The following is a 22,947-nucleotide window of genomic DNA, read 5'->3' as shown; positions in this document are numbered from 1 at the left end:
AGCGAAGAGGTCACACCCGTTCCCATTCCGAACACGGCAGTTAAGCTCTTCAGCGCCGATGGTAGTTGGGGGTTTCCCCCTGTGAGAGTAGGACGCCGCCAAGCCATTCAAAAAGATCAGCCATCCGGCTGGTCTTTTTTTGTATAGATATATTCAGCTTTCAGGGAGATTTGAGGTAGATTAACATCTAGTTCGGCCTGTAGACTAATCTTGTCAACCTGAAACGAAATAGTTAAACGCTATTAATTCCGGGCCAAGATTGGAAAATCGACCTGCATCCTATTAAATTTGACTCTTCGTCAACGCTTGAATTGTAATAATTCATGAGAGCAAGATACGAATATGTACCGATCATGGAGCAATGGTCAATTTCATGAATCAGGCTATAGTAATTCAGAGGGGGAAAAGGGTAGGATAATGAAGGGGATGCATAATTTATAAGCGTGGGGCTTTAACGGAAGACAGGGAGATCTTAATCCGAGGCATCATGGAATTGCTTTTATGGTTAAATCGGTTTTATTGAAATGTATTCTTGTCTTTACTTGTTCTTTTCATTATACTAGGAAGAATTTATTGTTGATGAAGAACTTATTATTGATAATAATGCAGGTTAAATGCTAAGGAAGAACACAGACAAAATATAATTATGGAAGGGATCGGTATTGTGAGTAAGAAGAGTAAGGAAAAGTTTGAAGTCATCGAGGGCGAGACGATCGATGCATGTTTAGATCGAATTAAAGCGGCAGGATACTTTCCTGTAAGGCGAACGGAGGAACCTATCTTTGCCGAGACAATTGAGGATGGCAAAGTCCAATATGTGCCAGTTGATCGAAAAATTGTATTCGAAGCAAAACTAATTGAGTAAAACACGAACGATTAATTAATATCATGTAAAAATATTCGATTTTAACTTGACATTAAAATGGCCGGAAGGTAAGATGAAGTTACATTAATACATCTCATATAATCATGGGGATATGGCCCAAAAGTTTCTACCTGATGACCGTAAATCATCGGACTATGAGAAAAGCATCTGACTATTTCGGAAACTAGCCAAGTCTTTTTGCACTTTTCAAAAAGGCTTTCTTTTCCGGACAGGTTGCTTTCTCGATGAGGAAGTAACCTGTCCGGTTTTTTTATTTACATGCTATAGATAATGATAAGCGTCCGTCTACATACTCGGGACGCCATAATATGAGTGTTGGAGGGAAAGATGATATGAAACCGCAAGTTGGGGTTATTATGGGAAGTGTCTCGGATTGGGAAACGATGAAATACGCTTGTGAATCATTGGAACAGCTCGAGATTCCCTATGAAAAAAGAGTCGTTTCCGCCCACCGGACGCCGGATTTACTATTTGAATATGCAGAGAGTGCAAAAGAGAGAGATATTAAAGTGATTATTGCCGGAGCAGGCGGGGCTGCACATCTTCCGGGTATGACCGCCGCTAAAACGATTGTCCCTGTGATAGGCGTGCCCATCCAGTCGAAGGCATTAAATGGGATGGATTCGTTATTATCGATTGTTCAAATGCCTGGTGGCGTGCCGGTTGCAACGGTTGCGATCGGAAAAGCGGGCGCAGTCAATGCCGGCTTGTTTGCAGCTCAAATATTAGCAGCTTTTGATTCTGACATTGCTGATAGGTTAGAGGCTTTACGAAACGAAACCAGAGAAAAGGTGTTACAGAGCAGTGAACAACTTAAATAATACAGTCATTTTACCGGGACAGACCATTGGAATAATCGGCGGTGGGCAATTGGGCAGGATGATGGCCTTATCGGCCAAGGCATCGGGCTTTAAGATAGCGGTCCTTGAGCCGACTGCAGAAGGTCCATGTGCTCAAGTGGCGGATATTGAAATCACTGGTGCTTATGATGATATCGAAGCATTGAAAAGATTAGCTGAGGTCAGTGACGTCATAACATACGAGTTTGAAAATATCAGTTCAGAAGCCCTGGATTGGTTAAAACAACATGCATATCTTCCACAGGGTTCAGAATTATTAAAGCTGACACAGGATAGATTGACGGAGAAAAAAGCGATATCCGATGCAGGAGCTTCCGTTGCTCCATATCGGGAAATACAGGATATTTCAGAAATTCACCTTCATATAGAGAATTTAGGGTACCCTAGTGTGTTAAAAACGACGCGGGGCGGTTATGATGGAAAAGGGCAGTTGGTCATTAAGGAAGAAGCCGATATCAAAAAGGCTGAATCCCTGCTCAAAACAGGTAAATGTGTGCTGGAAGCCTGGATTCCTTTCGTAAAAGAAATCTCCATTATCGTGACGCGCAAGGCAAATGGTGAGGCAAGTCATTTTCCGATTGCGGAAAACATTCATATTGAAAACATTCTTCATAAAAGTATTGTTCCCGCCTGTATTAGTCAACAAGCTGAACGGAAAGCTATTAATGAAGCTTTGCAGCTTGCAGAGAAACTTGATTTGGTGGGAACATTGGCAGTCGAGATGTTTTTAACCGATAAGGATGAGATCATCATTAATGAATTAGCGCCAAGACCTCATAACTCAGGGCATTATACAATGGAGGCATGTGAGACTTCACAGTTCGAACAGCATATAAGGGCTGTCTGCAATTGGCCGCTCGGAAATACGGCTTTATTGAAGCCTGTGGTAATGATAAACATCCTTGGAGAGCATATCGGGCCCTTAATGGATGAAATTCCTACGCTTTCAGATTGGAAGGTTCACCTTTACGGTAAGAAAGAAGCCAAGATTAAGCGGAAAATGGGTCATGTGAATATTTTACGTCCAACGATTGAGGAAGCTCTTTTGGAAAGTGATCGAAGCAAAATATGGAATCAACAGGTTGAAACGGAGGAAGTAAAATGATTGAACGTTATACCCGCCCAGAGATGGGAAACATTTGGACAGAAAAGAACCGCTTTAATGCGTGGTTGGAAGTTGAAATTTTAGCTTGTGAAGCATGGTCTGAATTAGGTGTCATTCCAAAAGAAGATGTGAAGCTTCTTCGTGAAAAGGCTACATTCGATGTGGACCGTATCAATGAAATCGAAAAAGATACACGCCACGATGTTGTTGCCTTTACACGTGCTGTTTCTGAAACGTTGGGTGAAGAGCGAAAATGGGTCCATTACGGATTGACTTCCACAGATGTGGTGGATACAGCTCTTTCATATGTGATAAAGCAAGCGAATGAAATCCTTGCCAAGGATTTAAATAACTTCGTGGAAATCCTGAAAAATAAAGCGAAAGAACATAAATACACGGTTCAAATGGGGCGTACACATGGAGTTCATGCTGAGCCGACCACTTTTGGGTTGAAACTTGCTCTTTGGTATCAAGAAATGAAACGTAATGTCGAACGTTTTGAAGAAGCTAGAAAGAACATAGAGGTTGGGAAAATCTCTGGAGCTGTAGGAACATACGCAAACATCGACCCGTTTGTTGAAAAATTCGTTTGTGAAAAGCTTGGCCTTGAAGCAGCGCCAATTTCAACACAAACATTGCAGCGCGATCGCCATGCACATTATATGAGCACATTGGCTTTAATAGCGACATCGATTGAAAAATTCGCAGTGGAAATTCGCGGCTTGCAAAAAAGTGAAACACGCGAAGTGGAAGAATTTTTTGCAAAAGGACAAAAAGGATCTTCGGCAATGCCTCATAAACGGAATCCAATCGGTTCTGAAAATATGACGGGTATGGCTCGTGTAATCCGCGGTTATATGATGACAGCATATGAGAATGTGCCATTATGGCATGAACGTGACATTTCACATTCTTCTGCTGAGCGCATCATCTTGCCGGATGCAACGATCGCATTAAACTACATGCTGAACCGTTTCAGCAACATAGTGAAGAACTTGACCGTTTATCCAGAAAACATGAAACGCAATATGGACCGTACGCTTGGATTGATTTTCTCACAACGTGTACTGCTTTCCCTTATCGATAAAGGACTTGTCCGTGAAGAAGCTTATGATACGGTGCAGCCGAAAGCGATGGAAGCATGGGAGCTTCAGGTTCCATTCCGAAGCCTGATCGAAAAGGATGATAAAATCACAAGCTTGCTAACGAAAGAAGAACTTGATGATTGTTTCGATCCTACACATCACTTGAAAAATGTTGATGTAATCTTTGATCGTTTAGGTTTATAAAAAGTGAAGGCGGCAAACATGTCACCTCTAAAGGGTGATATGTTTGCCAAGCCTGATCAATGGCAGGAAGATTCATAATATTCACAATGTGGGGGTCTGGACAGATGGAAAAACGAGAATTGTTGTATGAAGGAAAAGCGAAACAGATTTTTGCAACGGACAACAGTGAAATAGTATGGGTGGAATACAAGGATTCGGCAACAGCGTTCAATGGTGAGAAGAAGTCAGAGATTGCCGGAAAAGGTAAGTTGAATAATCAAATTACTAGCTTACTATTTTCAAAGCTTGCCCAAGAAAATATCCCGTCCCATTTTATTGAAATGCTTTCCGACCGGGAGCAGTTAGTAAAGAGGGTATCCATCATTCCGCTTGAAGTCGTTGTCAGAAATACGGCTGCCGGCAGTTTTTCTAAAAGGACTGGCATTGAAGAAGGCCAGCCGCTAAAGAAAACGTTGATTGAGTTCTACTATAAAGACGACGAGCTCGGCGATCCTCTGTTAACGGAAGACCATATTGAAGAATTGGAACTTGCAAGCAAGGAAGATGTAGCGATTTTAAAAGAAAAAGCACAAGAAATCAGTATCGTCTTAACTTCCTTCTTTAAAGAGTTGGACATTAAATTGGTTGATTTTAAATTAGAGTTCGGCAAAACCCCGAATGGAGACATTTTGCTGGCAGATGAAATTTCACCTGATACCTGCCGATTATGGGATATTAACACGAACGAAAAGTTAGACAAAGATGTATTCCGCCGTGATTTAGGAAGTTTAACAGATGCTTACGAAAAAATACTAGCAAAGTTGGAGGGCACTCAACATGTATAAGGTTAAGGTATATATCACACTACGCGAAAGTGTACTAGATCCACAGGGAGCAGCAGTGCAACAATCACTTCATAGCTTGACATATAACGAAGTCAGTGATGTTCGGGTGGGGAAATACATTGAACTTACAATTAAGGATACGGATCGTGATTTAGATCAACTTGTGAAGGAAATGTGTGAAAAACTATTGGCCAATACGGTAATTGAAGCTTACCGTTATGATGTTGAGGAGGTTATCACCCAATGAAATTTGCTGTCATAGTTTTCCCTGGTTCCAATTGTGATGTCGATATGTACCATGCAATAAAGGATGCACTGGGGGAAGAAGTGGAGTATGTTTGGCACTCTACAGACAATCTAGATCAGTATGATGGGATTCTCCTTCCAGGAGGTTTCTCTTATGGAGACTATTTACGCTCTGGAGCAATTGCACGATTTTCGAATGTAATGGCTGAAGTCGTAAAAGCGGCACAAGCAGGTAAGCCTGTCTTGGGTGTCTGCAATGGTTTTCAGATTTTACTTGAAGCAGGACTATTACCTGGAGCGATGCGCCGTAACGAAGGTCTGAAATTCATTTGCCGCAATGTAGGACTGAAGGTTGAAAATAATCAATCGATGTTCACGACAGGATATGAATTAAATGAAACGATTACGATCCCGGTTGCCCATGGTGAAGGGAATTACTACTGCGATAATGAGACATTGGCTGAATTAAAACAAAATAACCGCATCTTGTTCACGTATGATGGTGAAAATCCAAACGGAAGCTTGGAACAGATAGCGGGAATTATAAATGAACAAGGAAATGTCCTCGGAATGATGCCTCATCCCGAACGTGCTGTTGATTCGCTGCTTGGCAGTAAAGACGGCTTAAAGATTTTTCAATCCATCGTAAAAAACTGGAGGGAATCACATGTTATTACAGCTTGAACCAAGTCCGGAAAAAATTAAATCGGATCGTTTGTACGCAACTATGGGACTATCCGATGATGAATTTGCAATGGTGGAGAAAATCTTAGGCAGACTGCCGAATTATACGGAAACTGGGTTGTTTTCGGTTATGTGGTCAGAGCATTGTTCCTACAAAAATTCAAAACCCATCTTAAGGAAGTTCCCGATTACAGGGGAAAAAGTGCTACAAGGTCCTGGTGAAGGAGCGGGTATCGTTGATATCGGTGACGATCAGGCGGTCGTTTTTAAAATTGAAAGTCATAACCACCCATCAGCAATAGAACCGTATCAAGGTGCTGCTACTGGTGTCGGCGGTATTATCCGTGATGTCTTCTCCATGGGTGCCCGTCCGATTGCGATGTTGAACTCGCTTCGTTTCGGTGAGTTAGACAATGATCGCGTGAAATATCTATTTAAAGAAGTGGTTGCCGGGATTGCAGGATACGGAAATTGTATCGGAATTCCAACTGTCGGCGGAGAAATTCAATTTGATCCATCGTATGAAGGGAATCCTCTAGTCAATGCCATGTGTGTAGGTCTGATCGATCATAAGGACATTAAAAAAGGCCAAGCGCATGGAGTGGGCAACACAGTGATGTATGTGGGTGCCAAAACTGGACGTGATGGAATCCACGGAGCAACATTTGCATCTGAAGAGCTATCAGAGTCTTCAGAAGAAAAACGGCCTGCCGTACAAGTAGGCGATCCTTTCATGGAAAAACTGCTTTTGGAAGCATGCCTTGAATTGATTCAAAATGATGCCCTTGTTGGGATACAGGATATGGGAGCAGCAGGCCTTACAAGCTCATCTGCCGAGATGGCGAGTAAAGCTGGCTCAGGGATAAAAATGAACCTTGATTTAGTACCGCAGCGTGAAACGGGAATGACAGCATATGAAATGATGCTTTCTGAATCACAAGAGCGGATGCTGATCGTTGTAACTAAAGGACGCGAACAGGAAATCGTTGACTTGTTCACGAAATATGACCTAGAAGCGGTTGCTGTTGGAGAAGTAACGGATGACAAAAATCTAACACTTTTCCATCAAGGTGAAATCGTTGCTGAGGTTCCGGTTGATGCATTGGCTGAAGAAGCTCCAATCTATCACAAGCCATCTGCAGAACCGCAATATTTCCGTGACTTCCAAAGCATGACGGCAGAAGTGCCAGTCATTGGAGATTATAAAGAAACATTGGTATCACTATTGAAGCAACCGACAATTTCGAGTAAGGAATGGGTCTACGACCAATATGATTACATGGTCCGTACGAATACAGTTGTATCACCTGGTTCGGATGCGGCGGTAGTGCGTGTACGGGGCACAAATAAAGCCCTTGCCATGACGACGGATTGCAACTCCCGCTTCATTTATCTAGATCCTGAAACAGGTGGAAAAATCGCAGTGGCTGAAGCTGCCCGTAACATCATTTGCTCGGGTGCAGAGCCTTTGGCGATTACGGATTGCTTGAATTTTGGGAATCCAGAAAAACCTGAAATCTTTTGGCAATTGGAAAAAGCGGCAGACGGAATGAGTGAAGCTTGCAGAAGCTTAAGTACTCCTGTAATTGGCGGAAATGTCTCCCTTTACAATGAAACGAATGGTGAAGCGATTTATCCGACCCCTGTAGTTGGGATGGTTGGACTTGTCAGTGACCTTCAGCACATCACTACACAAACATTTAAAAATGAATCCGATTTGATTTATGTGATCGGCGAAGCCAAAGTTGAATTTGGAGGCAGTGAATTACAGAAAATGCTTGAGGGTAAAATCTTTGGACGCGCGCCAGAACTTGATTTGGCCATTGAGCAAAAACGTCAGCAGCAAATTCTGACTGCAATCCAAAAAGGACTTGTTGCATCAGCTCATGACCTTTCGGAAGGCGGTTTGGCAGTGGCATTGGCTGAATCTTTATTCGGGGCTGGCAAACTTGGGGCAAAAGTGAATATATCCGGCGAAACGGTATCGGAATTATTCAGTGAAACGCAATCACGATTCTTATTGTCCATCAAACCTGAAAACAAAGCGGCATTTGAAGCACTTGTTGAAGATGCGATATGCATAGGTTCGGTAACGGCCGATAATAAATTAGTCGTGGAGACAAGCAATGATAGCAAAGTATTGGAAGCGGACGTTGAAGATTTACAAACAGCTTGGAAGGGAGCCATACCATGCTTGCTGAAATAAGAAGCCTAAACGAAGAGTGTGGTGTTGTAGGAGTTTGGGGTCATCCCGATGCTGCACAGCTTGCTTACTACGGTTTGCATAGCTTGCAACATCGTGGTCAAGAGGGAGCGGGCATCGTCGTGACGGATGGTGAGCAGATGTCCATCTCTAAGGGCGAAGGACTTGTCACGGAGATATTCACTGCCGAAAAAATGCAGGCACTTTCCGGTACCGGAAAAGCGGCGATCGGCCATGTCCGTTATACTACGGCAGGCGGCGGCGGGTATCAAAATGTTCAGCCTTTCCTGTTCAATTCGCATACAGGAGGGCTGGCACTTGCCCATAATGGGAATATCGTCAATGCCCACCAGTTAAAAGCTCAGCTTGAAGGTCAGGGAAGCATTTTTCAAACGACATCCGACACGGAAGTTCTGGCACATCTGATTAAACGCTCCGGTTACTCGGATGTAAGAGATTCCGTGAAAAATAGTTTAAGCATGCTGAAGGGGGCCTATGCCTTTGTCATCATGACCGAAAACCAAATGATCATGGCAAGAGATCCGCATGGCTTCCGTCCACTTTCCTTGGGGAAAATAGGCGATGCATATTTCGCTGCATCAGAAACATGTGCACTTGATATTGTAGGTGCAGAATTCATTCGTGATATTGAGCCCGGTGAACTCGTTGTCATTAATGATGAGGGAATCACATCCGAGTACTTTTCGCTTTCCAGTCAACAGGCAATGTGCACGATGGAGTATGTGTATTTCTCCCGTCCGGATAGCAATATTGATGGTATCAATGTCCATACGGCACGAAAAAACCTTGGCAAGCAAATGGCACTGGAAACCAAAATTGAAGCGGATGTAGTTACGGGTGTACCTGATTCCAGCATTTCCGCAGCGATTGGCTATGCTGAAGCTGCAGGCATTCCCTATGAAATGGGTTTAATAAAAAATCGGTATGTTGGAAGGACATTCATTCAGCCATCACAAAGTCTGCGTGAACAAGGCGTGAAGATGAAACTATCACCTGTAAGAGGGGTAGTGGAAGGTAAGCGGGTCATAATGGTTGATGATTCAATCGTCCGTGGGACAACGAGCAGAAGGATTGTCCGCATGTTAAAAGATGCTGGAGCGAAAGAAGTGCATGTAGTAATCAGCTCACCACCAATCAAGAATCCATGTTTTTATGGCATAGACACGTCTAAAAAGGAAGAACTGATTGCGAGCTCTAAATCGGTGGAGGAAATAAGGGAAATCATCGGTGCTGATTCCTTAACTTTTTTAAGTGTCGAAGGTATGGTCGAAGCAATTGGACGACCGTTTCCTGGAGAAACGCGCGGTTCATGCCTAGCTTGTTTCACCGGAAATTATCCGACTGAAATTTTTGAATACGAACGAGAAAAAACAAAATGTTAATCAAGTCGGCAATGATGATTGATTTTCGGAGGAGGATTTCAAATGGCTAATGCATATAAACAGGCTGGTGTGGATATTGAGGCTGGTTATGAAGCGGTAAATCGAATGAAAAAACATGTAAAGCGCACATTTCGTCCAGAAGTTATGAATGGTCTGGGCGGTTTTGGCGGCATGTTTGATTTATCTTCCTTGAACCTTAAAGAACCTGTGCTCATTTCAGGTACGGATGGAGTGGGTACAAAACTTTTGTTGGCGTTCATGATGGATAAACACGATACAATTGGAGTGGATTGTGTAGCTATGTGCGTCAATGATGTTGTCGTTCAAGGTGCTGCACCTTTATACTTTTTAGATTATATTGCCTGCGGTAAAGCGGATCCTGAACGAATTGAAATGATCGTCAAAGGAATTGCAGATGGCTGTGAGCAGGCGGGCTGTGCTTTAATCGGCGGAGAAACGGCTGAAATGCCTGGCATGTACGAGACGGAAGAATACGATGTGGCAGGTTTTACTGTAGGTGCCGTTGAAAAATCACGTCTAATTACTGGTGAAGCAATCTCGGCGGGCGATGTCGTCATTGGACTCGCTTCAAGCGGCATCCACAGTAATGGGTATTCCCTTGTTCGTAAAATCCTTCTTGAAGACTCAGGTATGGGGCTTCATGATTTCGTACCGGAACTGGATTGCAAGTTGGGAGAAGAATTATTAAAACCGACAAAAATCTATGTGAAGTCCATTTTATCGACATTGGAAAAATATGAGGTTAATGGTCTTGCCCATATCACTGGTGGGGGATTCATCGAGAATATTCCGCGTATTCTTCCTGAAGGATGCGGTGTTGAAATCGAGCTCGGAAGCTGGGAAATTCCAACTATATTCTCATTCCTTGAAGAAAAAGGGAACCTTGTAAAAGAGGAAATGTTCAATATCTTCAATATGGGAATCGGAATGACGGCCGTCGTGAAAAAAGAAGTGGCATCCGATGTGCTAGCCCACTTACGTTCTTGCGGTGAAGAAGCCTCAGTTATTGGAACGGTTGTAGATGGAAATGGAGTGTCGTTCAAATAATGAAACGCCTTGCTGTCTTTGCATCAGGTAACGGTAGTAATTTTCAATCAATTGCTGAAGCAATAAAAAGTGGAAAGATAGAGGCGGAAATCTGTCTTGTCGTTTGCGATCGTGAAGACGCATATGTGCTTGAGAGAGCTAAGCTTGAGAATATTGATTCTTTCTCCTTTTCAGCGAAGAATTACCCGAACAAGACTGAGTATGAATCGGAAATCCTCGAAAAACTTCGCCAGTATGAGATTGAATTTATCATTCTGGCTGGTTATATGCGCTTGATCGGTCCGACTTTATTACAAAAGTATTCACAAAGGATTGTGAATATCCACCCTTCACTTCTGCCTAGTTTTCCAGGCAAGGATGCAATTGGCCAGGCTTTTGACGCCGGAGTGAAGGAAACGGGGGTAACGGTTCATTATGTCGATGATGGAATGGACACAGGACCGGTCATTGCCCAAAAGGCAGTGCCAATTCTTGAGGGGGATACGAAAGACATCCTTCAGAAAAGGATTCAGGAAATGGAGCATGACTTGTATCCGTCAGTTTTGCAGGAGCTATGCCACAAGAAACTTACTTAATGGAGGGACCAACATAACATGAAGAAACGTGCATTAATTAGTGTATCGGATAAAACAGGTATCGTAGAATTTGCTCAAGGTTTGATTGAAGCAGGTTTTGAAATCATTTCTACAGGCGGTACCAAAAAAACGCTGCAGGATAATGGTATTGAGGTAATTGGAATCAGTGATGTCACCGGTTTCCCGGAAATATTGGATGGACGTGTTAAAACACTTCACCCGAATGTCCATGGAGCAGTGCTGGCTAAGCATGATGACAAAAATCACGCAGCACAGCTTGCTGAGCATAATATTGAACCCATTCAACTTGTCTGTGTGAACCTATATCCATTCCAAGCGACTATTTCCAAACCGGAAGTCACTGTGGAAGATGCTATTGAAAACATCGATATCGGTGGACCGACAATGCTTCGTTCTTCTGCTAAAAACCACGAATATGTGACTGTTATCGTTGATTCCAATGATTATCCTACCGTATTGGCTGAGCTGAAACAAAACGGCGGGGTATCAAAAACCACGAATCGCCGCCTGGCTGCAAAAGTTTTCCGACATACAGCAGCATATGATGCCGTTATTTCAGAGTATATGACAGAGCTTGCCGATGAAGAAAATCCTGAATCATTGACTGTTACCTATGAATTGAAACAGTCGCTTCGTTATGGGGAAAATCCGCATCAAAAAGCCGCATTCTATAAAAAACCGCTTGGTTCCGTTTTCTCAATTGCAGAAGCGAATCAACTACATGGAAAAGAACTTTCTTATAACAACATTAACGACGCTGATGCGGCACTTCAAATCGTTAAAGAATTCAATGAGCCGGCTGCAGTCGCAGTCAAACATATGAATCCATGCGGCGTCGGTGTCGGTGCTACCATTTTGGAAGCATATGAAAAAGCTTATGAGGCAGATGCCACTTCCATTTTTGGTGGGATCATCGCTTTGAACCGTGAAGTTGACAAGGCTACTGCCGAAAAGCTTCATGAAATTTTCCTTGAAATCATCATTGCCCCTGGGTTTACACAAGAGGCAGTGGAAGTATTGACAAGCAAGAAAAACCTTCGTTTATTAACGATCGATTTCGACGCGGTTAAAAAGCCTGAGCGTAAATTAACATCCATTGAAGGCGGATTACTTATTCAGGATCGGGATGCACATAGCTTAAAGGATGCAGAGATAAAAGTGGCAACAAAACGTGAGCCTACCCCTGAAGAGTGGAAAGCCATGGAACTTGGCTGGAAAATCGTGAAACATGTCAAGTCGAATGCAATAGTGGTTTGTAACGATCAAATGACATTGGGTGTTGGTGCAGGTCAAATGAACCGTGTGGGAGCTGCAAAAATTGCTCTGGAACAAGCTGGGGAAAGAGCGACAGGAAGTGCATTGGCATCAGATGCTTTCTTCCCGATGGATGATACTGTAGAAGCGGCAGCGAAAGCGGGCGTCACGGCAATCATTCAGCCTGGTGGATCTGTTAAGGATGAGGATTCAATCAAGAAAGCTGATGAATATGGGATTACGATGGTGTTTACAGGAATTCGTCACTTTAAACATTAATCATAAATGAGGTGCGGTAATGAATGTACTAGTAATTGGCCGGGGCGGCAGGGAGCATGCCATAGCCCGCAAACTATTCGAAAGTAAACGGGTTGGGACTGTTTTTGCAGCACCGGGAAATCCAGGGATGACCGATGTAGCGACTCTTGTTCCAATTGATGAAAACAATCACGGGGAATTAGTTGCCTTTGCCAAGCAGAATGCAGTTTCATTAACGGTGATCGGGCCCGAAACCCCATTGTTGAATGGACTTGCCGATGATTTTATGGAGGCAGGATTAAAGGTATTTGGCCCTAATGGACGTGCTGCAGTCATCGAGGGAAGTAAATCCTTTGCTAAAGATTTAATGAAGAACTACAGCATTCCGACAGCAGAATATGAAACATTTTCCGATTATGATTCGGCAAAGGCATATATTGAAAAAATGGGTGCCCCCATTGTCATAAAAGCGGATGGTTTGGCTGCAGGAAAAGGTGTCGTGGTTGCCATGACAATGGAAGAGGCGTTAGACGCCATCCATGATATGCTGGTCGGAGCAAAGTTCGGGGAAGCATCTGCCAAAGTCGTTATTGAGGAATTCCTTGATGGAGAGGAATTTTCATTGATGGCATTCGTTAATGGGGAAAAAGTATATCCGATGGTCATTGCTCAAGATCATAAACGGGTTTTTGATGGAGATCAGGGTCCGAACACAGGTGGAATGGGTGCATACTCACCAGTGCCTCAAATTTCCGATGAAATGATTCAGACCGCAGTCGAAACCATTCTTAAGCCCACGGTAAATGCGATGATTTCGGAGAATCGGAGATTTACAGGAATATTATATGCCGGGTTGATCGCTACCGAAAAAGGCACAAAAGTCATTGAGTTCAATGCCCGTTTCGGCGATCCGGAAACGCAAGTTGTTTTACCGCGCCTAAAAACGGATTTCGTAGATACACTTGAAGCGGTTCTTTCTGGAGAGGATTTAGAACTTGAGTGGCATGAAGAAGCTGTTCTTGGAGTGGTCGTCGCAGCTGATGGATATCCAGGGGAATATAAAAAGGGTTCAACCATTAATGGCTTGGAAAAGATTGATCAGAATGCCCATGTTTATCATGCTGGAACGGCCCTCGATAGTGAAGGGAATTTCATCGCGAATGGCGGACGTGTACTTCTGGTTGCTGCAAAAGGGAAAGATTTGGCCTCTGCCCAAGCTGAAGTATATAAAGAGTTGGGACATATTGAGAAAGACGGCTTATTCTGGCGAACGGATATTGGCTACCGTGCAATAAAATACAATTTTTCATCATAATATAAAGAAGCTGACTCTAAGCGGAGTCAGCTTCTTCTTTAGAAAAAACTTAATGGTGATCATATTGATTAGATTCATGTTCCTGTTTTGGTTCATTTGTCATTAAGTTTTGTCTGTTTTCCATCGCATCGACGACAGGGCAATAGCGGAGGATGCCTTCGCCTATTTTCATGGCAGAAAGCATGACCACGATTATATAAGATTGGTTTTTCCATGGTTTTTTCACCATTTTAGCCATAGCCCATGTTAAAAATGTAAAACCACAGGTAATTCGCATTAATGCATTTATTATACTGATATTTTGTTTAAACTTCATAAAAGTCCATCCCTTCACAAAAATTTAACAATATTCTGGATAACATTACTGTTCTATTGAGGCAAGTATGTTACTATGAAATAAAATTGGATTGAAAATGGTTTTTTTCATACATCTGTTTCTATAAAATTATGGGGGAATGTTTAATGCTTGAACAGCGCTATAGATGGAAAAATAAACATCTAAGAGAACATATAGATGTGCTGGATGGCAATAGGGCACCACACATTCTACTTAAAAATACGACTTATCTAAATCAGGCTTTACGAAAATGGGTAAAAGCGAATATATGGATATATGATGACCGCATCGTATATGTTGGCGATAAGCTTCCTGATAATATAGACCGCTGTGAACTGGTGGACTGTACAAACCAGTACTTAGTCCCGGGTTATATTGAGCCGCATTCACACCCTTCTCAATTATATAATCCCCTTTCTTTTTCACGTTATGCATCTCATTTCGGCACAACGACATTGATCAATGATAACTTGCCGTTTTTATTGCAGTTGGATAAAAAGAAAGCGTTTTCTCTTTTGAAAGAATTACGTAACATTCCTGTAACAATGTATTGGTGGAGCCGTTTTGACGGACAAACGGAATTGATTGATGAAGACATGGTCTTTTCCCATGGGGCCGTTAAATCATGGCTGGAGCATGATGCCGTATTACAGGGCGGGGAACTAACTGGATGGCCGAAGCTTCTTGATGGGGATGACATGATGTTGCATTGGATTCAGGAAGCGAAGCGAATGAGGAAGAAAATAGAAGGACACTTTCCAGGTGCTTCAGAGAAGACTTTAGCGAAAATGACCTTGTTCGGCGCGGATTGTGATCATGAGGCAATGACAGGTGATGAAGTCATGTCGCGCTTGCTGCAGGGCTATTATGTATCGTTAAGACATTCTTCGATCCGGCCCGATTTACCGAAGATGTTACAGGAAATCCATGAGCTGGGCATCGATCAATATGACAAATTCTTTTATACGACAGATGGATCGCCGCCATCCTTTTATGAAGGTGGTTTCATAGACTGCTTGATCAAAATAGCGATAGAAAATGGTGTTCCGGTCATCGATGCATACAATATGGCAACTATCAACATCGCCCGATATTATAACATTGAATACCTTCACGGCAATATTGCCACGGGAAGGGTAGCGAATATCAACTTCCTGACCGATGTAAAGGAACCCGCACCGGTTTCGGTAATGGCAAAAGGGAAATGGGTTAAAAGGGATGGCGAGATCATTCCGGATGAACAGGAAATCCAATGGGGTGAATTCGATTTTAAACCACTTGATCTTGATTGGGATCTTAGTTTAAAGGAAGATTTTGAATTTTCCATGCCGTTTGGGATTGAATTGGTCAATAATGTAATTACGAAACCGTACTCCCTTGCCAATGATGTTGGGTATGAAGAACTGAACTTTGAGGATGATGAATGCTTTTTCATGCTTATCGATCGGGAAGGGAAATGGCGCATCAATACGATATTAAAAGGGTTTGCGGACAAATTGTGTGGCTTTGCTGGCTCTTATACAAATACAGGTGATATCATACTAATCGGTAAAAGGAAAAAGGATATGCATTTGGCATTTAACCGGCTGAAGGAAATCGGCGGTGGAATCATTTTAACGGAACATGGCAAGGTGATCCATGAACTTCCTCTGAAATTAAAGGGAGTCATGTCCACCAAGGAGGTTCCTGAACTGATAGAAGAAGAAAATGAATTGAAGCATTTGCTCAGGGAGAGAGGTTATCGCTTCGCCGATCCAGTGTACACCCTTTCATTCTTTTCGACGACCCATCTGCCATATATAAGGTTAACCCAGCGCGGAGTATATGATGTAATGAATAAAACTATACTCTTTCCCACTATAATGCGTTAAAATATAAGAGAAGAAATGGCTAATAAATCAGAGGAGTGGAAAGATGAATTTTAAGAGAGTTCTTTTCATGGTTATTGCTATTTTACTGCTGGCAGGCTGTTCTACGAAAGAAAATCCTGCATCGGATGACAGTAAGCCGAAAGACCAAGCTGTCATCAAAAATACAGATGTGAAAAATGAACCTTCCAATGAGTTTCCACTTACAGGTATAGCCACCGACGCAGGCAGTGATCGAAGGGCTGCAGCAGTGATGATTAATAATCATCCGGAAGCACGCCCGCAATCGGGCCTCTCAGAAGCCGACATGGTCTACGAAATGCTTGCAGAAGGTGATATAACCAGATTTTTAGCTATCTTCCAAAGTGAAATGCCAAGCCAAATCGGTCCGATTCGGAGTGCAAGGGACTATTATATCGAATTGGCTAAAGGCCTTGATTGCATCTATGTCTGTCATGGGAATAGCCCCGAGGCAAAAACCATGCTGGACAAAGGGTATATTGATAACTTGAACGGATTATATTATGATGGTACTTTGTTTCAACGTTCGGCAGATCGAAAAGCACCGCATAATTCCTACACCACCTTTGAGGATATCCAAAAAGGTGCGAAGGAAAAGGGATATGAGTTGAATGGTGCACCGGAGCCTTATGTCTTCCTTACAAAGGAAGAAGCAGATGGCCTTCAAGGGGAACCGGCATTAAAAACCGAGGTTTCCTACGGATCAGACGAGTATGATGTTCAGTATGAATACGAAGCCACGGAAGAGAAATATAAACGTTTTTCGAATGGAGAGCAAACAGTCGAACATAAATCGAGTAAACCTATTTTACTGGATAATATATTGATCATTGAGGCTGCTCATCAAGTGATCGACGATAAAGGTCGTCGTAAAATCGACTTGAAAAGTGGCGGAAAAGGTTATTTACTTCAAAAAGGAAAAGCGAATGAAGTAGAATGGGTTAATAAGGATGGTCGGATTATACCAGTGAAAAACGATAAAGAAGTAGGGTTGATACCAGGAAAAACTTGGGTCAATATTATTCCGGATGAACCTGGTTTAGTAGGAGACGTCTCATTTTGATACCCATGAAATTGAGGGGGAGTAACATGCAAATTGATAAATTGAGAGGAAAAGAAACGGATCAGCTGTTTAAGTCGATTCTTTCCTTGCGTGATTTGGACGAATGCTATCGATTTTTTGATGATTTATGCACAGTTAATGAAATTTCATCACTGGCACAGCGTCTTGAAGTAGCCCGCATGCTTGAAGAAGGGAAAACCTATCATAAAATCGAAACGGAAACGGGTGCAAGCACGGCTACGATTTCCAGGGTCAAACGCTGCTTGAATTACGGAAATGACGCTTATTCAATGGCTCTTAACCGTATTAAGGATAACGTCGAGGAAACAACTGAATCTTAATTTCTTTCGATTATAATAAAAAGCCGGGGAATTCAATTCCCGGCTTTTTACTTTGCGTCCAGCACATTCTTTGCCGGCTGTCTTTCAGCTGTATCCATGTTATATTGGATTTTAGATTCAGAGGTTCCATTTGGTAATAACATTTTATCGATACTTCTCTTTTTTAATGAAAAATCTTAATGCTATAATGGTGTAATGGGAAGTGTGAATGGAGGATTATAATGTACGATTTTCGCGAGTGGAAACATGTTTTCAAACTCGATCCAAATAAAGAAATAAGTGATGAAGCCCTTGAAAAAGTTTGTGAATCAGGTACCGATGCAATAATGGTCGGGGGAACGGATGGAATCACGCTTGAGAATGTGCTTCATTTAATGGCACGTGTGAGACGATATACCGTTCCATGTGTGATGGAAATTTCTTCTGTTGAAACGGTGACGCCAGGTTTTGATTTATATTTCATTCCGAGTGTCCTGAATAGCACCAACCCGGATTGGATGATGAAACTGCATCAGCAAGCAGTCAAGGAATACGGATACCTTTTGAATTGGGATGAAATTTTCGTTGAAGGGTACTGTATCTTGAATCCTGAGTGCAAGGCGGCCCAATTGACGAAAGCCAATACCGATTTGGATATGGATGATGTGGGTGCATACGCAATGATGGCGGAAAAAATGTTCAACCTGCCGATCTTTTACTTGGAATACAGCGGTGATTACGGCGATGTCCAGATGGTGGAAGCGGCCAAAGAGAGTTTGGAGGATACCGTACTATTCTATGGCGGCGGGATAAAATCGGTTGAACAAGCCAAAGAGATGTCTAAGATTGCGGATGTCATCGTTGTCGGCAATGTGATTTATGAAGATTTGAAAGTGGCACTTGCAACAGTTTCGGCAGTTAAATGAAAACATATAATAAATATAGTATACTAAAACAGAAACGAATGTTCGTATAGGTGGTGTGATAATGCAATATTTAGCGGAAAAATTACTAATAGGTTTGAATGAACAGCAACAAAAAGCAGTGAAATCAACTGATGGCCCACTTTTAATCATGGCTGGGGCAGGAAGCGGAAAGACGCGTGTGCTGACTCACCGAATAGCTTACTTGATGGTCGAGAAGGAAATAGCGCCATGGAACATCCTTGCAATCACGTTCACCAACAAGGCGGCACGTGAGATGAAGGAGAGGATCCGTGCCATACTGGGCGGTGCTTCCGAAGATATCTGGATTTCGACTTTCCACTCGATGTGTGTCCGCATTTTAAGAAGAGATATCGACCGTATCGGATTTAATAGGAATTTCTCGATATTGGATACGACGGATCAGCAATCGGTCATTAAACAAATCATGAAAGATCGTAATATGGATACAAAGAAATATGATTACCGTGCCATTTTGGGCAGCATCAGTTCAGCGAAAAATGAATTGGTCGGGCCGGAAGAGTACTTGAAGACGGCGTCTGATTACTTCACTAAAGTAACTGCCGATGTATATACGGAATATCAAAAACGGCTGCGTAAAAATTCAGCGCTCGATTTCGATGATTTGATCATGATGACGATTCAATTGTTCCAGCTCGTACCTGAGGTGCTTGAATATTATCAGCGTAAATTTCAATACATTCATGTCGATGAGTACCAAGATACGAACAGGGCTCAATACATGCTTGTTAAATTATTGGCTTCACGCTTCCGTAATCTCTGTGTTGTCGGGGATTCCGATCAATCGATCTATCGTTGGCGCGGTGCGGATATTGCGAATATCCTTTCATTTGAAAAAGATTATCCGAATGCCAACATGATTTTCCTTGAACAAAATTATCGCTCGACGAAAAAGATTCTTGCAGCGGCGAATAAGGTCATCGATAACAATCAAAACCGGAAGCCGAAAAATCTTTGGACCGAGAATGCAGATGGCAATAAGATATTCTATTACCGCGCGGACAATGAGCAAGGGGAAGCGCAATTTGTAGCAGGTAAGATAAATGAGTTAGTTCAGGCCGGCAGCAGGAAATATTCAGACATAGCAATACTTTACAGGACAAATGCACAATCACGTGTCATGGAGGAAGTTTTGCTTAAATCCAATATAAATTATGCAATAGTCGGGGGAACCAAGTTCTATGACCGTAAAGAGATTAAGGATTTACTTGCCTATCTCCGCCTTATTGCGAATCCTGATGATGACATCAGTCTTCGCCGTGTAATCAATGTACCGAAACGCGGAATTGGTGCAACTTCAATGGACAAAGTGGCAGATTATGCAGATCAATTTGATGTTTCCATCTATAAAGCACTCGAATCCGTTGAAATGGTAGGGATAAGCGGGAAGGCTACCAAAGCGGCAAGGGAATTCCATACGCTGATCACTAACTATACAAATCAGCAGGAGTACTTATCCGTGACGGAACTTGTGGAGGAAGTCATTAAGAAAACCGGTTACCGTGAGATGCTTCAGGCGGAAAAAACGATTGAATCACAAAGCCGGCTTGAAAATATAGATGAGTTTTTATCTGTTACGAAAGCGTTCGAAGATAACAGCGATGACAAATCATTGGTGGGCTTTTTGACTGACCTGGCGTTGGTTGCCGATATAGACCAACTTGATGAAAAATCAGAAGAAACTACAAATACGGTAACGTTGATGACACTGCATTCAGCGAAGGGACTGGAATACCCGGTGGTCTTTCTATTGGGTCTTGAAGAAGGGGTTTTCCCTCACAGCCGCTCGCTTATGGATGAAGAGGAGATGGAAGAAGAACGCCGTCTGGCTTATGTGGGAATTACAAGGGCTGAAAATGAGCTATTCATAAGCAATGCCCAAATGCGGACATTGTATGGACGGACGAGCATGAATCCTGTTTCACGTTTCATTAATGAAATACCAGAGGAACTACTTGAAGATTTAAAACCGAAACCGGCTCCTAGAGCAAGACAAACACCTTTCAGTTCTTCAAGAACCGGATCTCCTTCAACAGCTTCAACAAGGAAAGTGCCTGCCTTTGGAAAAGCTGTTTCTGCACCATCCGCAACGGGCGGTGAAGAAATCGGCTGGGCTGTCGGCGACCGTGCATCCCATAAAAAATGGGGGATAGGAACCGTGGTGAGCGTAAAAGGGGAAGGCGAAGGGAAGGAATTGGATATTGCCTTTCCAAGTCCAATTGGCATCAAACGCCTATTGGCGAAATTTGCACCAGTTGAAAAAGCATAAGCTATTAATATGCTTCTACTGGTAAAGAATAGGGATATCTGACTTTAGACACCGCTCTTCTATATGAAGTGCGGTGGAGTCTTCTTTAGAAAGGATTGAACGTATGGACATACAAGCTGCAGAGAAGAAAGTTTTAGAACTGCAAACGTTATTGAACCAATACAGCTATGAATATTATGTAATGGACCAGCCATCAGTACCTGATGCTGAATATGATCGGCTACTCCGTGAACTTATTGAATATGAGGAGCAATTTCCGGAACTGCAAACGGCGGATTCACCGACACAACGGGTCGGTGGCGCCATTTTGGATATGTTTGAAAAAGTGGAACATACCATACCGATGCTTAGTTTAGGCAATGCCTTCAATGAAAGTGACTTACGGGATTTTGACAGAAAGGTCAGACAATCTGTAGGTGAAAATTTTTCCTATGTATGTGAATTGAAAATTGATGGACTTGCCGTCACTCTTCAATATGAGAATGGATATTTCGCAAGAGGGGCGACTCGTGGTGATGGAACGATCGGTGAAGATATTACCGCTAATTTGAAAACGATCAAGTCGATTCCATTGAAGTTGCGGGAGCCGGTTACCATAGAAGTGCGCGGTGAGGCCTTCATGCCAAAAAAATCATTCGAATCATTGAACAAGGCAAAAGAGGAACGCGGTGAGGAACCATTTGCAAACCCACGAAATGCGGCTGCAGGTTCTTTAAGGCAGCTTGACCCGAAGCTCGCTGCAAAACGGAACCTGGATATTTTTCTTTATGCGATCGCCAATTTTGGGGAAACAGGGGTCCGTTCCCACAGTGAGGGTCTGGATTTATTGGATCGCCTCGGGTTTAAGACGAATCGGGAAAGAAAAACATGCTCCAATATAGAGGAAGTAATAGCTTATATAGTAGAATGGACGGAGCAACGTCCAAACTTAGCCTATGATATTGATGGAATTGTTGTTAAGGTGGATTCCCTTGAACAGCAGGATGAATTAGGTTTTACTGCAAAAAGTCCGCGATGGGCCATTGCTTATAAATTTCCAGCTGAAGAAGTCATTACAACCCTGAGGGATATCGAGCTGAATGTGGGCCGTACGGGTGTATTGACTCCGACCGCCGTTTTGGATCCCGTTCGGGTAGCAGGTACGACTGTACAGCGGGCTTCACTTCATAACGAAGACTTAATCCGTGAAAAGGACATCAGAATAGGAGATCAAGTGGTCGTGAAAAAAGCGGGTGATATCATTCCAGAGGTTGTCAATGTACTGGCAGAGCGCCGTACAGGGGAAGAAGTTGAGTTTAAGATGCCGACTGAGTGCCCGGAATGCAGCAGTGAACTTGTCCGGCTGGAGGGGGAGGTTGCTTTACGCTGCATCAACCCGAAGTGTCCTGCACAAATAAGGGAAGGCTTGATTCATTTTGTTTCCCGTACAGCAATGAATATAGACAGTCTTGGTGAAAAAGTGATTAGCTTGTTGTTTAAAGAACAACTCATACAAGATGTGGCTGATATTTATAAGCTTACATACGATCAACTGATTGCTTTGGAAAGGATGGGAGATAAATCCGTCAATAAACTTCTTCAAGCAATCGAAGCTTCGAAAACCAATTCGTTGGAAAAATTACTATTCGGGCTGGGCATTCGCCATGTTGGTTCAAAAGCGGCCAAGACACTGGCGCGGGAGTTCGGGACGATGGAAGCCTTAAGCAAGGCGAACCGTGAAGACCTAACAGCCATTAATGAAATAGGTGATAAGATGGCCGATTCCATCGTAGCCTATTTTGAAATGGAAGAAGTCCATGCGTTACTGAATGAATTGGAAGCGGCAGGCGTGAACCTTACTTTTAAAGGGCCAAGAGCTGTTGCTATTGAAGAAATCGATTCCGCTTTTGCCGGTAAAACAGTCGTCTTAACGGGTAAATTGCATCAGTTAACACGTAACGAAGCAAAAGAGAAATTAGAAGCACTAGGAGCTAACGTTGCTGGAAGTGTCAGCAAGAAAACCGATTTGGTCATAGCTGGCGAAGATGCCGGCTCCAAACTGGAAAAAGCGGAAAGCCTAGGCGTCCTGGTATGGGATGAAGAGAGACTGATTGAGGAACTAAATAAATAAGAG

General features: G+C 42.8%; 20 protein-coding genes, 1 rRNA gene and 1 riboswitch. Of the genes, 20 read left to right on the top strand and 1 reads right to left on the bottom strand.

What is annotated here, in order from left to right; all coding sequences use genetic code 11:
- From rrf to purD, 14 genes are all read left to right on the top strand, one after another.
- Positions 1 to 104: ribosomal RNA gene (gene rrf, locus ACQKNS_RS22435) — 5S ribosomal RNA — on the top strand; the annotation flags it as partial.
- Positions 105 to 664: 560 nt separating this feature from the next.
- Positions 665 to 865: an NETI motif-containing protein gene (locus tag ACQKNS_RS22430; RefSeq protein WP_427645453.1), complete on the top strand. Its 201-nt coding sequence runs from the start codon at positions 665 to 667 to the stop codon at positions 863 to 865.
- A gap of 74 nt (positions 866 to 939) precedes the next feature.
- Positions 940 to 1,041, top strand: a riboswitch (purine riboswitch).
- A 177-nt stretch (positions 1,042 to 1,218) separates the two neighbouring features.
- A complete protein-coding gene (gene purE / locus ACQKNS_RS22425) occupies positions 1,219 to 1,707 on the top strand; it encodes a 5-(carboxyamino)imidazole ribonucleotide mutase (RefSeq protein WP_098370632.1) in 489 nt (162 codons plus the stop codon).
- Positions 1,691 to 2,851, top strand: coding sequence for a 5-(carboxyamino)imidazole ribonucleotide synthase (gene purK, locus ACQKNS_RS22420; RefSeq protein WP_427645452.1), 1,161 nt, complete (start codon positions 1,691 to 1,693; stop codon positions 2,849 to 2,851). The genes purE and purK overlap by 17 nt, the downstream gene beginning before the upstream one ends.
- On the top strand, positions 2,848 to 4,140 hold the full coding sequence (gene purB / locus ACQKNS_RS22415) for an adenylosuccinate lyase (RefSeq protein ID WP_076372692.1): 1,293 nt from the start codon (positions 2,848 to 2,850) through the stop codon (positions 4,138 to 4,140). The genes purK and purB overlap by 4 nt, the downstream gene beginning before the upstream one ends.
- A 104-nt stretch (positions 4,141 to 4,244) precedes the next feature.
- Positions 4,245 to 4,964: a phosphoribosylaminoimidazolesuccinocarboxamide synthase gene (purC, locus tag ACQKNS_RS22410; protein WP_427645451.1), complete on the top strand. Its 720-nt coding sequence runs from the start codon at positions 4,245 to 4,247 to the stop codon at positions 4,962 to 4,964.
- Positions 4,957 to 5,211, top strand: a complete 255-nt coding sequence (purS, locus tag ACQKNS_RS22405; RefSeq protein WP_034306118.1) for a phosphoribosylformylglycinamidine synthase subunit PurS — start codon at positions 4,957 to 4,959, stop codon at positions 5,209 to 5,211. Before purC ends, purS begins: the two co-directional genes overlap by 8 nt.
- The gene (gene purQ / locus ACQKNS_RS22400) at positions 5,208 to 5,894 is read left to right on the top strand and encodes a phosphoribosylformylglycinamidine synthase subunit PurQ (protein ID WP_427645450.1); all 687 of its coding nucleotides are present in this window, start codon (positions 5,208 to 5,210) and stop codon (positions 5,892 to 5,894) included. The genes purS and purQ overlap by 4 nt, the downstream gene beginning before the upstream one ends.
- The gene (purL, locus tag ACQKNS_RS22395) at positions 5,878 to 8,100 is read left to right on the top strand and encodes a phosphoribosylformylglycinamidine synthase subunit PurL (protein ID WP_427645449.1); all 2,223 of its coding nucleotides are present in this window, start codon (positions 5,878 to 5,880) and stop codon (positions 8,098 to 8,100) included. Before purQ ends, purL begins: the two co-directional genes overlap by 17 nt.
- Complete coding sequence (purF, locus tag ACQKNS_RS22390) at positions 8,085 to 9,500, top strand: amidophosphoribosyltransferase (RefSeq protein ID WP_192207627.1); 1,416 nt, start codon at positions 8,085 to 8,087, stop codon at positions 9,498 to 9,500. Before purL ends, purF begins: the two co-directional genes overlap by 16 nt.
- Before the next feature lie 42 nt (positions 9,501 to 9,542).
- Positions 9,543 to 10,568: a phosphoribosylformylglycinamidine cyclo-ligase gene (gene purM / locus ACQKNS_RS22385; RefSeq protein ID WP_427645447.1), complete on the top strand. Its 1,026-nt coding sequence runs from the start codon at positions 9,543 to 9,545 to the stop codon at positions 10,566 to 10,568.
- Positions 10,568 to 11,143: a phosphoribosylglycinamide formyltransferase gene (gene purN / locus ACQKNS_RS22380; protein ID WP_427645446.1), complete on the top strand. Its 576-nt coding sequence runs from the start codon at positions 10,568 to 10,570 to the stop codon at positions 11,141 to 11,143. The genes purM and purN overlap by 1 nt, the downstream gene beginning before the upstream one ends.
- Positions 11,144 to 11,161: 18 nt before the next feature.
- Positions 11,162 to 12,697, top strand: a complete 1,536-nt coding sequence (purH, locus tag ACQKNS_RS22375) for a bifunctional phosphoribosylaminoimidazolecarboxamide formyltransferase/IMP cyclohydrolase (RefSeq protein ID WP_427645445.1) — start codon at positions 11,162 to 11,164, stop codon at positions 12,695 to 12,697.
- 19 nt (positions 12,698 to 12,716) lie between these two features.
- Positions 12,717 to 13,991 carry a phosphoribosylamine--glycine ligase gene (purD, locus tag ACQKNS_RS22370; protein WP_427645444.1) on the top strand — a complete coding sequence of 425 codons (1,275 nt, stop codon included), beginning with the start codon at positions 12,717 to 12,719 and terminating at the stop codon, positions 13,989 to 13,991.
- A gap of 49 nt (positions 13,992 to 14,040) precedes the next feature.
- Here purD and ACQKNS_RS22365 read toward each other — a convergent pair whose 3' ends face one another.
- Positions 14,041 to 14,307, bottom strand: coding sequence for a YgaP-like transmembrane domain (locus ACQKNS_RS22365; protein WP_427645443.1), 267 nt, complete (start codon positions 14,305 to 14,307; stop codon positions 14,041 to 14,043).
- Between the two features lie 146 nt (positions 14,308 to 14,453).
- Between ACQKNS_RS22365 and ACQKNS_RS22360 the strand changes: the two genes are divergently transcribed.
- The 6 genes from ACQKNS_RS22360 (at position 14,454) to ligA (ending at position 22,944) form a co-directional block, all read left to right on the top strand.
- Positions 14,454 to 16,199, top strand: a complete 1,746-nt coding sequence (locus ACQKNS_RS22360; protein WP_427645442.1) for an adenine deaminase C-terminal domain-containing protein — start codon at positions 14,454 to 14,456, stop codon at positions 16,197 to 16,199.
- 43 nt (positions 16,200 to 16,242) lie between these two features.
- Positions 16,243 to 17,280, top strand: coding sequence for a DUF3048 domain-containing protein (locus ACQKNS_RS22355; RefSeq protein WP_427645441.1), 1,038 nt, complete (start codon positions 16,243 to 16,245; stop codon positions 17,278 to 17,280).
- A 26-nt stretch (positions 17,281 to 17,306) separates the two neighbouring features.
- A complete protein-coding gene (locus ACQKNS_RS22350; RefSeq protein ID WP_034306094.1) occupies positions 17,307 to 17,621 on the top strand; it encodes a YerC/YecD family TrpR-related protein in 315 nt (104 codons plus the stop codon).
- A 221-nt stretch (positions 17,622 to 17,842) separates the two neighbouring features.
- On the top strand, positions 17,843 to 18,526 hold the full coding sequence (locus ACQKNS_RS22345; protein WP_063235730.1) for a heptaprenylglyceryl phosphate synthase: 684 nt from the start codon (positions 17,843 to 17,845) through the stop codon (positions 18,524 to 18,526).
- Positions 18,527 to 18,587: 61 nt separating this feature from the next.
- Positions 18,588 to 20,834, top strand: a complete 2,247-nt coding sequence (gene pcrA / locus ACQKNS_RS22340) for a DNA helicase PcrA (RefSeq protein WP_427645440.1) — start codon at positions 18,588 to 18,590, stop codon at positions 20,832 to 20,834.
- A gap of 103 nt (positions 20,835 to 20,937) precedes the next feature.
- The gene (gene ligA, locus ACQKNS_RS22335; protein WP_427645439.1) at positions 20,938 to 22,944 is read left to right on the top strand and encodes an NAD-dependent DNA ligase LigA; all 2,007 of its coding nucleotides are present in this window, start codon (positions 20,938 to 20,940) and stop codon (positions 22,942 to 22,944) included.
- Positions 22,945 to 22,947: the final 3 nt, after the last annotated feature.

This window comes from Peribacillus sp. NPDC094092, assembly GCF_050279365.1.
GTDB lineage: Bacteria > Bacillota > Bacilli > Bacillales > DSM-1321 > Peribacillus.
Note: the sequence above shows the minus strand (reverse complement) of the source record. Positions and strands in the feature narration are given on the sequence as shown.

Bases quoted from the DNA above. Each gene is read 5' to 3' on its own strand.
- purQ (WP_427645450.1), top strand. From the start codon at position 5,208: ATGAAATTTGCTGTCATAGTTTTCCCTGGTTCCAATTGTGATGTCGAT.
- purN (WP_427645446.1), top strand. From the start codon at position 10,568: ATGAAACGCCTTGCTGTCTTTGCATCAGGTAACGGTAGTAATTTTCAA.
- purE (WP_098370632.1), top strand. From the start codon at position 1,219: ATGAAACCGCAAGTTGGGGTTATTATGGGAAGTGTCTCGGATTGGGAA.
- ACQKNS_RS22355 (WP_427645441.1), top strand. From the start codon at position 16,243: ATGAATTTTAAGAGAGTTCTTTTCATGGTTATTGCTATTTTACTGCTG.
- ACQKNS_RS22365 (WP_427645443.1), bottom strand. From the start codon at position 14,307: ATGAAGTTTAAACAAAATATCAGTATAATAAATGCATTAATGCGAATT.
- ACQKNS_RS22345 (WP_063235730.1), top strand. From the start codon at position 17,843: ATGTACGATTTTCGCGAGTGGAAACATGTTTTCAAACTCGATCCAAAT.
- purF (WP_192207627.1), top strand. From the start codon at position 8,085: ATGCTTGCTGAAATAAGAAGCCTAAACGAAGAGTGTGGTGTTGTAGGA.
- purL (WP_427645449.1), top strand. From the start codon at position 5,878: ATGTTATTACAGCTTGAACCAAGTCCGGAAAAAATTAAATCGGATCGT.
- purH (WP_427645445.1), top strand. From the start codon at position 11,162: ATGAAGAAACGTGCATTAATTAGTGTATCGGATAAAACAGGTATCGTA.
- ACQKNS_RS22350 (WP_034306094.1), top strand. From the start codon at position 17,307: ATGCAAATTGATAAATTGAGAGGAAAAGAAACGGATCAGCTGTTTAAG.
- purM (WP_427645447.1), top strand. From the start codon at position 9,543: ATGGCTAATGCATATAAACAGGCTGGTGTGGATATTGAGGCTGGTTAT.
- purD (WP_427645444.1), top strand. From the start codon at position 12,717: ATGAATGTACTAGTAATTGGCCGGGGCGGCAGGGAGCATGCCATAGCC.
- ligA (WP_427645439.1), top strand. From the start codon at position 20,938: ATGGACATACAAGCTGCAGAGAAGAAAGTTTTAGAACTGCAAACGTTA.
- purS (WP_034306118.1), top strand. From the start codon at position 4,957: ATGTATAAGGTTAAGGTATATATCACACTACGCGAAAGTGTACTAGAT.
- purC (WP_427645451.1), top strand. From the start codon at position 4,245: ATGGAAAAACGAGAATTGTTGTATGAAGGAAAAGCGAAACAGATTTTT.
- purB (WP_076372692.1), top strand. From the start codon at position 2,848: ATGATTGAACGTTATACCCGCCCAGAGATGGGAAACATTTGGACAGAA.
- ACQKNS_RS22360 (WP_427645442.1), top strand. From the start codon at position 14,454: ATGCTTGAACAGCGCTATAGATGGAAAAATAAACATCTAAGAGAACAT.
- pcrA (WP_427645440.1), top strand. From the start codon at position 18,588: ATGCAATATTTAGCGGAAAAATTACTAATAGGTTTGAATGAACAGCAA.